The organism is Nodularia chucula CCY0103 (assembly GCF_963923915.1).
Taxonomy (GTDB): Bacteria; Cyanobacteriota; Cyanobacteriia; order Cyanobacteriales; family Nostocaceae; genus Nodularia; species Nodularia chucula.
Genome location: NZ_CAWUOL010000007.1, coordinates 70,045 through 84,058, shown reverse-complemented (window position 1 = coordinate 84,058; position 14,014 = coordinate 70,045). Strand labels below are relative to the sequence as shown.

Annotated in this window: 12 protein-coding genes; 3 read left to right on the top strand and 9 right to left on the bottom strand. The window is 41.6% G+C overall.

Features of this window, described 5'->3' with window-relative positions:
• Positions 1 to 15: 15 nt before the first annotated feature.
• The 3 genes from ACM0OP_RS04235 to ACM0OP_RS04225 form a co-directional block, all read right to left on the bottom strand.
• Positions 16 to 2,712: a CBS domain-containing protein gene (locus tag ACM0OP_RS04235; protein WP_414527156.1), complete on the bottom strand. Its 2,697-nt coding sequence runs from the start codon at positions 2,710 to 2,712 to the stop codon at positions 16 to 18.
• A 72-nt stretch (positions 2,713 to 2,784) separates the two neighbouring features.
• On the bottom strand, positions 2,785 to 3,786 hold the full coding sequence (locus tag ACM0OP_RS04230) for an SPFH domain-containing protein (protein ID WP_414527140.1): 1,002 nt from the start codon (positions 3,784 to 3,786) through the stop codon (positions 2,785 to 2,787).
• 310 nt (positions 3,787 to 4,096) lie between these two features.
• Complete coding sequence (locus ACM0OP_RS04225) at positions 4,097 to 4,534, bottom strand: NfeD family protein (RefSeq protein ID WP_414527139.1); 438 nt, start codon at positions 4,532 to 4,534, stop codon at positions 4,097 to 4,099.
• A 216-nt stretch (positions 4,535 to 4,750) separates the two neighbouring features.
• Between ACM0OP_RS04225 and ACM0OP_RS04220 the strand changes: the two genes are divergently transcribed.
• On the top strand, positions 4,751 to 6,718 hold the full coding sequence (locus tag ACM0OP_RS04220) for a PP2C family protein-serine/threonine phosphatase (RefSeq protein ID WP_414527138.1): 1,968 nt from the start codon (positions 4,751 to 4,753) through the stop codon (positions 6,716 to 6,718).
• 242 nt (positions 6,719 to 6,960) lie between these two features.
• Complete coding sequence (locus tag ACM0OP_RS04215) at positions 6,961 to 7,233, top strand: ferredoxin-thioredoxin reductase variable chain (protein ID WP_414527137.1); 273 nt, start codon at positions 6,961 to 6,963, stop codon at positions 7,231 to 7,233.
• Between the two features lie 5 nt (positions 7,234 to 7,238).
• Here ACM0OP_RS04215 and ACM0OP_RS04210 read toward each other — a convergent pair whose 3' ends face one another.
• The 5 genes from ACM0OP_RS04210 to ACM0OP_RS04190 all read right to left on the bottom strand — a co-directional run bounded on the left by ACM0OP_RS04210 (position 7,239) and on the right by ACM0OP_RS04190 (position 11,792).
• Complete coding sequence (locus ACM0OP_RS04210; RefSeq protein WP_414527136.1) at positions 7,239 to 7,460, bottom strand: hypothetical protein; 222 nt, start codon at positions 7,458 to 7,460, stop codon at positions 7,239 to 7,241.
• Positions 7,461 to 7,545: 85 nt separating this feature from the next.
• Positions 7,546 to 8,052, bottom strand: a complete 507-nt coding sequence (locus tag ACM0OP_RS04205) for a hypothetical protein (RefSeq protein WP_414527135.1) — start codon at positions 8,050 to 8,052, stop codon at positions 7,546 to 7,548.
• A 231-nt stretch (positions 8,053 to 8,283) separates the two neighbouring features.
• Positions 8,284 to 9,813: a bifunctional aminoglycoside phosphotransferase/ATP-binding protein gene (locus tag ACM0OP_RS04200; protein ID WP_414527134.1), complete on the bottom strand. Its 1,530-nt coding sequence runs from the start codon at positions 9,811 to 9,813 to the stop codon at positions 8,284 to 8,286.
• A 270-nt stretch (positions 9,814 to 10,083) separates the two neighbouring features.
• The gene (gene rplY, locus ACM0OP_RS04195; RefSeq protein ID WP_414527133.1) at positions 10,084 to 10,383 is read right to left on the bottom strand and encodes a 50S ribosomal protein L25; all 300 of its coding nucleotides are present in this window, start codon (positions 10,381 to 10,383) and stop codon (positions 10,084 to 10,086) included.
• 65 nt (positions 10,384 to 10,448) lie between these two features.
• Positions 10,449 to 11,792 (bottom strand): adenylosuccinate synthase, encoded by a 1,344-nt coding sequence (locus tag ACM0OP_RS04190; RefSeq protein WP_414527132.1) that lies wholly within the window; start codon positions 11,790 to 11,792, stop codon positions 10,449 to 10,451.
• A 227-nt stretch (positions 11,793 to 12,019) separates the two neighbouring features.
• Here ACM0OP_RS04190 and ACM0OP_RS04185 point away from each other — a divergent pair, with 227 nt between their 5' ends.
• Positions 12,020 to 12,643 (top strand): Uma2 family endonuclease, encoded by a 624-nt coding sequence (locus ACM0OP_RS04185; protein ID WP_414527131.1) that lies wholly within the window; start codon positions 12,020 to 12,022, stop codon positions 12,641 to 12,643.
• Between the two features lie 8 nt (positions 12,644 to 12,651).
• On the opposite strand, the gene ACM0OP_RS04180 is transcribed toward ACM0OP_RS04185, so the two are convergent.
• A complete protein-coding gene (locus ACM0OP_RS04180) occupies positions 12,652 to 13,869 on the bottom strand; it encodes a hypothetical protein (RefSeq protein ID WP_414527130.1) in 1,218 nt (405 codons plus the stop codon).
• Between the last annotated feature and the right edge of the window lie 145 nt (positions 13,870 to 14,014).

Below are 14,014 nucleotides of genomic sequence, written 5' to 3'. Positions count from 1 at the left end.
TCTGTGCTAGACAATTTATTGAGGATAATGTTGGGATAAAAACTCTTCAGCTTCTTCTCTATTTTCAATTACTTTATCTAAAGTAGCAGTGAGTAAATCATCTAATATTTGGCGATATTGTTTCCCTGGTTTGTAGCCTAATTGCTTTAAATCATTGCCATTAATTATTGGCTGCACATTTGCCAAAACTGTTAAATAATGCCATATCTGCCGTCTGATATTTCTGGGACTAGGCAAAGCAATTAAAATCAGCATGGGTAAATCATACTGTTGTAGCACCTGCACTATTTGACTGGGACTTTGCAAACTAGGTAATAATTCCTCTACCTGAGTTTGGGCTTTGTCCAAATTTTCCAAGCGTTTAATCCCATCCTCTGGTAAATGCAGATTTTTGGCGACTTTTCTCCGATATTGGGGTTCTAAATGGGCAATTAACGCTTCTAGGCGCATTTCCCAGTGAATCAGAGTTTCTGGGGGGTCAAATCTCCGTAAACAGCGTTCTAATAATTGCAATTGCTTCAACAGTGATTTATCTAGCTTCAGGGTAGGATGGATACACTGCAAAGCTCCTAATTTATTCAGTAGTTGTAAAGCTGATTGCCAATAGGGAGTTTGAAGAATGTATTTTAATTCAGCTTTGAGTCGAGTTTGTAAGGCTGGGGTTTTGGTATTTGTTTGGGCGGTGCGATCGTAAACGCCACTGTTAATGGCATACTGAATAAACTCTTGGGTTTGCGATTCCAACTCAAAACCAAAGCGCACAGCAAAGCGCACACCTCGATAAATGCGGGTAGGATCTTCAATAAAGCTATTGGGATGTAACACCCGAATTTGCTTGGTTTCTAAATCTAGTAACCCGCCGAAAAAGTCGAGTAATTCCCCAGGACGAGGAGAGGTAAGACGCAAGGCCAGGGCGTTTATACTAAAGTCTCGACGATACAAATCTTGACGAATGGAACTAGCTTCAACTTCCGGGTTAGCGGCTGGGTAAGGATAAAACTCTGTTCTCGCAGTCGCAATATCAATCCATAACGAATCTAATTCTGGGTCTTTGTGCCATAGTAAAGCCGCAGTTTGAAAAGCCCCATGAATTTCTAACCGCGCCCCTGGATAGATTTTTTGGAGTGCTTTTGCCAGTTCTACACCAGCGCCTACATCGGCTGCTTGGTGAAAGCCATCAACCACAAGGTCAATATCTGTAATCATTAATGTCTGTGCGGCTGATTTGGCTAACAGTAAATCCCGCACTGCACCCCCGACTAAGTAAAGATGCCAACCGCGTTTTTCGGCTGCTTGGGATGCTACTGTGAGTAATTGCCATAGTTGCGGTGTCAGGCGATTTTGTAACTCAGTATTAAAGTTAATTTTAAATTTTGGATTTTCAATTTTGAATTTATCTTCTGTATCGGCTTGATGTAATTCCCGCAAGACATCGGTACGGGTGACAATTCCGACTAATTGCCCGTTGGCTAATACTGGTAAGCGTCCAATATCATGAGTTACCATCAGGGATTCAATTTGCGGCAGGATGGTATCTGGTGTAATAGTTTTGACTTTAGTTGTCATGTATCCTTTAACTGGTGCATGACTAAATCCGTGGTGTAGGGCAATATCTATATCCCGCCGAGAAATAATTCCTACAAGTTTTCCCTGAGTATCGACTACAGATAAACCAGAGTGTCCATAGCGTAATAATATGCTTTGTGCTTGGGAAATTGTGGTGTCGGGGCGAATGGTGCGAACTGGGGAGGACATCAAATCTCTGGCTGTGGGGGGATGTGGAGTTGCCGCTTTGATACCGTCTAGGAGTTGTTGTAATGTTTGCTGTGTATTTACTTGGCGTAAACTCAATGATGCAGCTTGGGAATGTCCACCACCACCGAACATTTGAAATAAGAGGTTAAGATTTACACCGGGAATTTGGCTTCTGCCAATGATTGTTAAGCGCCAGTCATCTTCTTTGTGGGTGTATTCGTTTGCTAATAGTAAGGCATCTATTTCGGTTAATTCTACCAGTTGAGAAGCTAAACTTGATAATCCTGGGACAAATTCTTCTGTTCTCAATGTTACCCAAGCAATAGTATATCCATGTAGAGAAAAATATTGTAAATTTTCCAGGGATTGAGTTAGTAGCTGCTGTAATTGCGGCGACAAACCAGGATCAAGATAAGTGGAAATTACTGATGAACTGACTCCCTGTTGCATTAACCAAGCTAAAGCGAGGGCATCTCTGGGTGTGGCACTATCAAAGGTTAAGGAACCTGTATCGACATGAATACCTAAAGCCATGACTGTGGCTTGAGATAAGGTCAGGGGAATTTGCTGTTGTTGCAATTGTTCCACCATTAAAGTTGTACAGGCTCCCACGGGTTCAATATGGGATGCGGTGGCGGGAATATTTAGCTGTTGACTTAAGTGATGGTCATAAACTATTATTTCTTTTAATCTGGGTAAATCTAACCATTCAGCAGCTTTACCCAGGCGATCGCGCTGTTGCGTATCCACAACCCTAATAGAACGAATTTTTTCAGGATTAACTGCGCGTCTTTCAATCAGGGAATACTCATCCCGGTGCAGTGCTAAAAAATCTCTCACAGGTGGATGTGCGCCACCACTCAGGACAATTTTACTCCCTGGTAATAGGCAAGTCAAACCAACTGCGGCTCCTAATGCGTCAAAATCTGCGGTGGTGTGACAAAGAATTAAATCCATAGTCATAAGACCTCGCGGTATACGGGAAACTCAGTGTCTTGATACCTGAGAGTTTGACACTCTCAGGTCTTCTTAGCTAGAGCGATGTTGATTACCCCCTGGAGTCTCACCGCCAAACAAAGAATTAGTAGAAGTATCAGAAACAATAGAACGCATCCCCTCTAAAGTTGCAGGAATACTGCGGGGGTCCATAAACATCACCTTGCTGCTGTCGCTAGTACCAATCTTGATACCCATTTCCAAGTAATTCTGAGCCATTAAAAACTGCAATGCTTCTTGTGCGCCTGGTTCACTATTGAGAGTTTTAGTGATAATTTGCAGGGCTTCCGAGGTGGCTTGCGCCTTCAGAACTTGTTGTTGGCGTTCTGCTTGGGCTTGTAAAACAATAGATTTTTGCTGGGCTTCAGCTTGCAGAATAGTAGCTTTTTGGCGAGCTTCAGCATCTAAAATTTGCGCCTCAGCCTTACCCCTAGCGCTATTAACAGCAGATTCCCGTTCTCCCTCAGAAGTGAGAATTGCCGCCCGTCTGCGGCGTTCTGCGGCCATTTGCAACTCCATTGATTCCCGCACTGTTTGGGATGGGACAATATCGCGCAATTCCACCCGTGTAATTTTTACACCCCAAGGGTCAGTGGCAATATCTAACTCCCGCAACAACATTTCGTTGATTTGAGAACGGGCGGTAAAAGTTTTATCTAACTCTAGTTGTCCCATTTCGGAACGAATTTGAGTTAGCACCAAATTTGTCATGGCTGCATGGAGGTTTTCCACTTTATACCAAGCCTTTTCCATATCTACAATTCGCCAGTAAACCACGGCATCAACTTCAATACCTACGTTGTCGCGGGTAATACATTTTTGCGGAGGAATATCTAAAACTTTTTCGCGGATAGTTTGTTGGTAGACAATTTTATCTAAAAAAGGCAACATCAACCTCAGTCCTGGCTGTAGCTTGCGGTCATAGCTACCCAACCTCTCAACTAAAACTTCGTTTCCTTGATTGACAATTTTGACGGAGGCTACAGCAGCAGAACCACCCAGGGCTAAAAAGATTAGTAAAAAAAAGTTATCCATGTATTTATTCTCCTAATTTATCAATAGCATTGATAGCAACCGCTCAGAAAGTTAGGACAAAAACAGATGATGAAACCCTTGCAATAAAGGAGTTTCAAGCCCAACCTGCTCCCTGTTATATTTCAATCCGGTTCATTTAAGGCTAAAACTCTTGGTCAAAGTCAATTTTTTACACGCACCGCAGAGAACGCAAAGAACACAGAGAGAGGAAAGTAAAGAGAGGCTTAACTGCACTGTATACTGCACTGTATTGTGTTATGTTTCTCTTTTTCGTCCTTAATTTTCCTTGTTCTGATTTACCAACTCCGAATCAACGCAAGAGATAATCAGGCATGACAATCAAAGTCGTTCCTTGTCTTCTCACTACATAAACTCGTTGATGTGGTTCAATGCTGAGTAGTTCATCATCGCATTCGGCGCGCCAAGAATTGCCTTCATACAGCACCCGCCCAGTTTCCCCAGCCGGAATTGCTGTTAAGGTTTCGGCTATAACTGTATCTTTAAGTTTTGATTCTACCCGGCGCGGTTGCAAAAAGCGACGAGACAACAGAATCAGCACTGTAGATAGCAGTAGCCAAGCTGTGACTTGTAACCATAAATTGCCCAAACCTAACAGAGACAGTAGTGCCACAATCAAGGCACTAACTCCCATCATAAATTCCACAAAAGCCGATGGTAAGAAAAGTTCTATTAAACACAAAACTGATCCTGCCAGGAGCCAGATTAAGGTATAACTTGGCGTAGGCATAGCCGCATCCTAGACTTTACATTTACCTAAATGTATTGTTGAGATTAAATACACCTTGACTTTAACTGTTTACGGAAACCAAAACTTGATCTGTGATGAATTTCAGTAAAAAGCTGTGTTCATGGGTATAAGAATCCAGTTTATTGTAGCGTTCCAGTCCGGCAAAGATAAATTTAATTGAAATTCACAACTTGGGTTATTTTTTGACTTTATACTATGGTTATTTCTACACAACGGATAATTAACTGTATTAATCCACACTGTACTGACCCCATTAATCCTTTGGGAGAAAAGATTTGTGTCAGTTGCCAAACTCCTTTAGTTCACCGCTATCTGTGGGCTAGTGGTTCCTTAGCCGCTACCATGTCACCGGGAACAAAAGTGCTAAATAGATATGAGGTGATTACACCACAGGTGTGGTTAGATACTCAACCGGGGTTAGGGCCAAAAGTACCGGCAGAGTTGCCAGAAGTGGTTATGCCTTACTTAAGGTTGTATCGAGAACGGTTGCACTTACCGGAAGTGTATGGGTTTGCTGAATCTACAGATGCAGATACAGATGATATTTTGTTGCTGGAAAATGTGCCGATAGATGATAGAGGCAATCTTTACCCCACTATTGCGGAGGCTTGGGGACAAGCAACGGCGGTGAGACAAGTTTATTGGTTATGGCAAATTCTGCAACTGTGGCCACTTTTATTGGAGTTAGGAGTTGCCCAGAGTTTATTGATACCTGAGAATTTGCGATCGCAAGGTTGGTGTGTGCGACTATTGGAACTTGATCACCAACTGGAAAATCAACCACCCACCCTATTGGATTTAGCTCAATGTTGGCAGCCTTGGGTAGCATCTGTAAATACCCCCGTATCTTCAGAATTAGAAAACATCATTCAACAGATGAGTAGCCCAGAGGTGAAGCTAGAAACTATTACTACTCAACTCAATACTTTATTACTATCATCCGCAGCAGAATTACCATTAAGTCTCAAAGTAGCCGGAGAAACTGATATTGGCCCAGAATTGCGGCACAATGAAGACAATTGTTACCCCATGACTACTACTGACCTGGATGACCCGATCATCCCACATCTAGCCATTGTTTGCGATGGCATCGGTGGACACCAAGGCGGTGAGGTTGCCAGTCAATTAGCTGTACAATCTCTAAAACTGCAAATTAGAGCTTTGTTTGCGGAAGTAGCAGAACAAACCGAACCAGTTCCCCATACTTTATTACAGTCACAACTGGAAGCCAGCTTACGCGTAGTCAATAATGTTTTATCTGCCTCCAATGACGCACAGAAGCGCCAAGGTAGAGAACGTATGGCGACAACCTTAGTGATGGCGGTACAAGTACCACAAAAAATCACTACAATTTCTGGTCAGCAGTCAAATAATGCCCATGAAGTTTATTTAGCTAATATTGGCGATAGTCGTGCCTATTGGATAACTCCCAATTACTGTCAGCTACTCACAGTAGATGATGTTGTGGCGACACGAGAAGTTACGGCTGGCCGCAGTCTTTATCGTCAAGCAAGTGCAAGTATAGATGCCACTGCCCTCACCCAAGCTTTGGGAACTAAAGATGCCGAATCTCTGCACATTGTGGTGAGGCGTTTAATTTTAGAAGAAGACGGTGTATTACTTTTGTGTTCTGATGGTTTAAGTGATCATGACTGGGTAGAAAAATCTTGGCAGAATTATGTAATTCCGGTGCTATTAGGTGAACTTTCAGTAGCCAATGCTGTCACTGATTTGATTAGTTTAGCAAACAGCAAAAATGGTCATGATAATACTTCTGTGGTCATGACTCTTTGCCAAGTATCTAGAGAATATTTAATGCCAATTACTCCAGCCTCGCCCACAGCAGAACCAGAAGAATTGGAGGAACTGGAGGAACTGGAGGAACTAGAACCAGAATCTTCTCTAGAGGAGAGTTTCCCCACAGTGGTGGATGTAGATGTGACAGTTAATGATTTACCAGACTCTACTACTTCCGCCCCAGTCAAAAAAGCAATTTCCCCTCAGAGGAAGATGTTAATTTTAGGCTTAATGGCGGCACTAGTGGGGGGTACAAGTCTGGGATTATTTGCTTTGTGGCAACTAAATCCCCAAAAATTGCAACAAATATGCCGCCAACTTCCCCCCAGAATACAAGGAATATGTCCGGAGACCAATGACCAATGACTAGCAATTAGCAGTGAGAGCGTCAATTGTTGTAGAATTGGATTTGTCGTTAAAGCGCACAGCAAAACCAAAGCGGGTTTTTTATTATCCGAATGTCGCTGACTAACTACTATTAAAGCCTGCGTGGGCAGGCTTTGTTTGTGTATCAGTTACAGAGGAGTAAAACAGAGCTTTTATCCCAATGGGATTTGAAAATTAACTGTGGCAAACAGTTTTTTCAATTACAGCAGTAAGCATGAGGAGTGCTTGTGGAGATGCTTGTGGAACAGGAAAAGCTAGGTGTAAATGTTGTTATGAAAGTTGGCGATCGCGTCCGTGTTAAAGAGTCGGTAGTGGTTTATCATCATCCTGAGCATCGTGGTCAGGCTTGTGACATTAAAGATACAGAAGGCGAAGTCATAAGTATTGCTACTGAATGGCAAGGTAGACCCGTTAGCGCTAATTTGCCAATTGTAGTGAAATTTAGTAAAAAATTTAAAGCTCATTTACGTGAAAATGAGCTAGAACTCATCTAAATCGCTCACGAGCGGCGAAACCACTGGAAAATATTCAATTCGCCGCGCATTTTTTCCAAGTCTTGGCGATTTTGTTCGGCCGTTATTTCATACCACCGACAATAATTTTCAAACTCTGAGCGTGTATAAACCTCTCGGTAAAATTCCTGCGTTATTTGGTAATTAGCAAAGCCCTCCTCAACGTCTGATTGAGGTGCAGGCATAATATAAGGTAAATTTTTAGACATTATATTCAGGGGAGTGGGGAGTAGGGAGTGGGGGGAGTGTGGGGAGTGTGGGAATTATCAATGCGATCGCACTCCGGATTTAACCTCACTTTTCCCAAAACCGGAAATTGAAACTTCCAGAAGCCCGACGATAACGACGGGTAAGCCTTCTTCTTCTTTGTTGTTTAATAATTCTTTCCCTGGGAGTATCATTTTTATCCACCTCTACAGCTTCTAGGGGTAGCTGAGTTTGCATAGATTCTTTACATCCCCACCACGCAGTAATCCAACCGCCGCCAATAGCACCAATCACACCCAACATGATACTTACAGGCGGAGAATAACCCAAAAATACAAATCCCACCAGGAAAAATAACCAATATTTTAGACCTGCATCAACTCCCTCAGATGAGGCTATAGTGCTTTCCTGGTTGGGACTTTGACTGGAATTAGTCAACCAACCTAAAACGAAACCAGCAATAATCCCTAGAAAAATGCTCAGGGGTAATGAAAGCCCCGCCATCCTGAATATAGATACTAAAAATCCCCCAAACATCAGTTGAGTAAAAAATGCCGGTGAGATCGGGGGTAAACCTTGATTGTTTGATGCCATAACGTAATAAATACTTCGAGTTCGGTACTTGAGGACTTACGCGAAAATTGCTCGCACCTTAACATTTATAGCCAGCACAAAGGGTGTGAGGAAATGACAAAGTTCCCAAACCAAGTCACAGCGAGTATTTGACTTTTGCCTGATATTACTGGCTGCTCTCAAGATTAAGACTGTAATCACTTTAGCAGCCGAGAACACCAAGAATATTCAGAGTCTGCGTAAGTCCCACACTTATTTTACTTGTGTTTGTGGTGGTTGGGTGGTGTCCCAAATTTGCACATAGGGCTGTTCCTCGGCGGTAAATTCCTCAGCTTGCTGAAGTTGCGATGGTAATAAATCGATAGTAGCATCAGCAATATCGCCCACCCGTTTAGCCAGACGCTCTTGCACCACTTCTAAAGGTGCTGTGCAGTAAATAATTTGTAGCGGAAGTTGATATTTTTCCCCTTGAGCGATCGCATCTTGTCGCAGATGTCGTTGATCATACTTCGCATCTAGAATCACATTAAAACCTTGTCTCGCCAGCATCACTCCTAGATTCAACAAACGAGCATAGGTTTTCTCCGTCATTTCCGCAGTGTATAAATCATCCCCACCACGTTCCTCCAGAGAAATTCCCCCCAAATGTTTCCTCACTGCATCTGAGCGAATTTGAATAGCTTTTAATTCACGAGCTAAATATTTTGCCGTGGTTGACTTCCCTGAACCTGATATCCCAGACATCAAAATCAGTTTACCTGCCTTGGGTTGAGTATAATCACAAGCCTGTTTGTAATATTCAGCCGCCGTTTTTGCCGCTTCTTCCTTAGCTGTATCTGGTATATTCGGATCATCTAACAAAAATGAAGTTACCTTAGCCCTCACATAAGCCTGACGACTTAAATATAAAGGTAGAACTTGCAATCCTTCCCAATCACCAGTTTGCTCAACATAAGTATTCAAAAACGCATTCCCCAAGTCAGGCCGTTGTCGCGCTTCTAAATCCATCACCGTAAACGCCACATCATACATCACATCCACAAAGCGAAACGGCTCATTAAACTCAATGCAGTCAAAAAGAGTAATCTGATCATTCCACAGCGCAATATTTCTCAGGTGTAAATCACCGTGACACTCTCGAATATAGTTATGAGCAATTCTGGAGGTAAATAATTCTGGACGTTCTACAAAAAAACTATCTGTATATTTTTTTGTTTCCTGAAACTGTTTCTGTGTTTGCGGTCCACCAATATACTTATCAGTTTGTTGATAATTTTCATCAATTGCCGCCCGTACTTGTGGGACTTCTCCAAAACTGCGAATATAATCATTAGTTGCAGATTTAGCGTGGTATTTAGCTACAATTTTTCCTAACTCTTCTAGGTGAGTTTCAGTTAGCTTACCTTGCTCAAACAATGTACTAAATAGGAACTCTTGGGGAAATTGCCGCATTTTCAGGACATATTCTACAGCTTTTCCTGTTCCCCCTAGATCATATTTTTCATTGGCAACAGTTACAGGCAATACTTGCAAATATAGTTCAGCTGCTCCCCGTTGATTCAGACGCAATTCTTCCTGACAAAAATGTTTGCGTTTCTCTAAAGTAGAAAAATCTAAAAAGCCAAAATTGACTGCTTTTTTCACCTTATAGGCATAATCTCCGGTCAGGAGTACATAAGAAATATGAGTTTGAATCAGTTGAATTGGTTCTGTGACGGTATGGGGATAAAATCCCGGCTTTAACATCTGCTGAATTAAAGTTGGAAGATTTACTTCTGTCATAAAAATTATGGATGGGACACTAGGAGAAGTTGAATATAAATCCCGCAGGATTTATGCATTTTTCAGAGTCACACACCAACTCCTAAACCCATAATCTCACGCTTTTAACAAAAAACCAGGGGTTGAACCCTGGTATAGTCAGCAATTATTACAAATTTTGCAGTTTTCCGACAGATAAATTCCCAGATTGCATTCAAAACAAAATTTCTTGTAGAGCAAATCTGTTGCTTGCTAATTACCAAGAAATTTTTGTATTTTCTGGTGTTGTCCTTAACCTTGAGGACAAGCAAAAAAGCTGACGTGATAGATAAAACCTTTGGCTGGATGGGATTGAACTTCTTTAAGTACAGTTTTACCGTTCCACTCCAGTTCAGGGATATTCAATTCAATTTCTGTTTTGTTGACAGTAGCTTGTTTGAGCAGGCGCTCAATGGTTTTCGCTTGCACTACCAGAGAAATTGATTCTGCACCTTTGTGACCGTACAAATTAGCAGGGATAAGACCAGAACGGCGTAAAGCATTTGGCTTGCTACCTTCTGGTCGCTTTTGAGATTCGACTTGAATAGCCATATAGTTTGTCAGTTATCTGTTGTGAGTTGTAAGTTGTGAGTTATTAGCACTTGCTACCAGAGGTACTAAGCACTGAGTAAAGAGGCGGGTGTACCGTCAGGGTGCAATAAAGCTCGTTTTGGCCCGTGAATGGGGTCTTCCACGATAATAGTCTGATCACGACTAGCGCCTAAAGAGACGATCGCAATGGGAACTTCCATTAATTCCGCTAAGAATTTTAGGTAGTCTAGGGCTTGGGGTGGTAAGTCTTCCAGTTTACGACATTCGCTGGTTGATACTTGCCATCCTGGAAGGGTTTTGTAAATGGGGCGACATTGAGCAAATCGACGGGAACTAGTGGGGAAGTGTTCGCAGCATTCGCCATCTATTTCGTAGGCGACACAGACTTTAATTTCCTCTAGTTCATCTAAAACATCGAGTTTGGTAATGGCCATACAGTCCATACCATTGATTCGCACAGCATAGCGACCGATAACAGCATCAAACCAGCCACAGCGACGCTTCCGTCCTGTAGTTGTGCCAAATTCTGCACCGCGATCGCATAACAATTCTCCCACTTTTCCATGCAATTCCGTGGGGAAAGGCCCCTCTCCTACCCTGGTGGTGTAGGCTTTTGACACCCCAATTACCCGGTCAATCATTGTTGGTCCTAAACCCGTACCCACACAAGCCCCACCCGCTACCGGGTTAGAGGAAGTAACATAAGGGTAAGTACCATGATCTAAGTCCAAGAGCGTACCTTGTGCGCCTTCAAACAAAATATTGCGCCGCTTCAGGATGGAATCATATATTTTTAATGATGTATCCACCACGTAAGGCCGCAAGCGATCGGCGTAACCTAGATACTGCTCAATTACTTCTTCGGGATTGAGCGGCGGTAGATTGTAAAGTTTTTCTAAAATAGCGTTTTTATAATTAATCGTCCATTCCAACTTCTCACGTAGCGCTTCCGGGTCTATCAAGTCTAAAACTCTGATACCTGTACGCTCTGATTTATCAGCATAGGTAGGGCCAATCCCTCTACCTGTCGTGCCAATTTTATAACTTCCCCGTCGTTCCTCTGATGCCTGATCAATCAACCGATGATAAGGCATAGTGACATGGGCTGTCTCAGATATTAACAGCTTGGCGGTAGAAATATTTAATTCTTCTAGTTGATCGAGTTCTGCTATCAAGACCTGTGGATCTATGACTGTTCCACAGCCAATAATACATTCAGTTTTGGGATACAGAATACCAGAGGGAATTAGGTGCAGCTTAAAGGTTTGACCTTCAACTACGATGGTATGTCCAGCGTTCACTCCCCCTTGGTAACGTACCACCACATCTGCGGAGCGGCTGAGTAAGTCTGTTATTTTACCTTTTCCTTCATCGCCCCATTGGGCACCTATGACAATTACGTTAGCCAAGAGATTATATTAAAGGGTAAAGTTTCCACAAATTATAATTATTATCAGATTCTGAGGCTTATGTCAAGTAATTGGCTCATAATTGCTGTCACCAGCATAAATGATACTGCGAAACTACAGGAATGCGATCGCTATATCTATCACTGTTCACCAAGCGACGATAAATTAAGCCAATATTGAAATAGGGTTGAACCCTAAATAGATGATTTACAGGAGTCAGAAAAATTATGATAGCTGTGAAAAATCGGGCTGATAGAGTGGTACTTTACAACATTAGTTGGCAACAATTTGAAAATCTTTTGCAAGATTTGGGAGAGAGTCGTGCAGCTAGAATTGCTTATGATTGCGGAATTTTGGAAATTATGACACCTTTACCAGAACACGAATATTATAAAAAGACTCTCAGCATTGCTATTGAAGACATAGCTTTAGAATTAGATTTAAAATATGAAAGTTATGGTTCAACTACCTGGAAGCAGCAAAGCCGTATGGCTGGTTTAGAACCAGATGATTGTTTTTATTTCCAAAATGAAGCAGCAATTAGGGGTAAACTTGATTTAGATTTAAACCAAGATCCGCCCCCAGATTTAGCATTAGAAATTGATGTTACTAGTAAATCTTTAAATCGATTACCTATTTATGCGCGGTTGGGTGTTCCTGAAGTTTGGTGTTATGACTCAGGTGAATTGAAGATTTATCTTTTGCAAAATGGGGAATATATAGAGTCGGAAACAAGTTTGGTTTTTCCTAGTTTACCAATTCGTGAATTACCCCGATTGATTGAAGAATATCGCACTGAGGGAAGAAGGGCGATGAGAAAAGCTGTCAGAGATTGGGTAAAGGGTAGATAAGTTTTTCTTTAAGGTACTGGCAACCATACACCAGAGTGTACAAACCGAATATCATTGCCCGCCAGATTCACATTATAACTCTGGGTAGCACTTGCCCATGAAGGACTTCCACTAGGAACATTACCGCCAAGAGCGCTCACTTCCCATCCTGCTAAAATGGACTGACGACAATGTAATTTTTGGTTGTCAAGATCCAAACAACCATCAAAAAATTTGGGACTTGCCCTGTGCAGACCAATCATATTTTCTGAGACCTTGACGCGTTTAGCAACATCTTGTTTAACTGTCGTTACTAATGAACTAGCTAAACTCTGCATTCCATCAGGTAAGGGATAAAAATTTGGATTTGAAATTGCATTTTGGTGAACATAGTAAACATAGCGATTAGTACCGCTAATAACGTTCATTTGCCAACCTGCTTGGGTTATATTGAGACAATTCCCCATTTCTGGTGGTGTGGGGCGGTCTATACCTGTACCTTCACACCAATTCCAGGTTACAGCTTTAATACTTTCAACTCGGAGATTAGAGGTTACTTTATCATGGCGATTAACAACATCTGCTAATACTTTAACAGCAATATTAGGAGGCATTTCGGCAATAACTGGGGGGAGAAATAATCTTAAATTTCCATAATTTAAATCTTGACCATACATCCCTAATAAAAATGGTTTTTCTGTACCTTCTACAAGAATACGCCATCCTACAACTGGTTTAATTTCACAAGTACCATTGATAGCACAGGAGGAAAAACCTTTGGTTAATTGTGCGGCAACAATAGACATATTCTGAGGTTTTATGGCTAATTTTTCAGATAATGCTGCAAGAATAGTTTTATTTAAACTGGCGGTAGCATCAAGGGTAATAAATCCGTCATTAGTGACATAATAAACCCAATTTTCCAGTTGACTACTCATCGTTACACGCCAGCCAGAAAGGGATTTAGCTGGACAAGGTTGAGGTGGAATTATGCCTGATTTGTCGGGTAAACAGTCTTCCCAAGTAGTTTTTTGAGATTTAGTTAATGTGAGTAGTGTGCTGTCAATTCCTAGTTGCTGTGACATTTTCTGCCGTACTGCTGTTTCTAGGTGTTTCGGCAGGTTTTGGGATGGCGTAGTAATTATTAAGGCATTAATGCCATTTTGTTGTTGTGTGGTGGCGATAAAAATTAGACTGCTGATGAGAAGGAACCCTAATAGGCTAGTTAAAAGTATTTTGGCTCTCATAACTTTTAATTTAAATAAGTTTAATTGTTTTTTTGGTTGATTTATGATTGATTTGACTAAATTTGGGTAGTTTCTGTTTCTGGTAGTTAAAAATTAGTCCCAGTTATTGATTTTTTATTTGATGGTTTTGTTACAATTAGTAAAA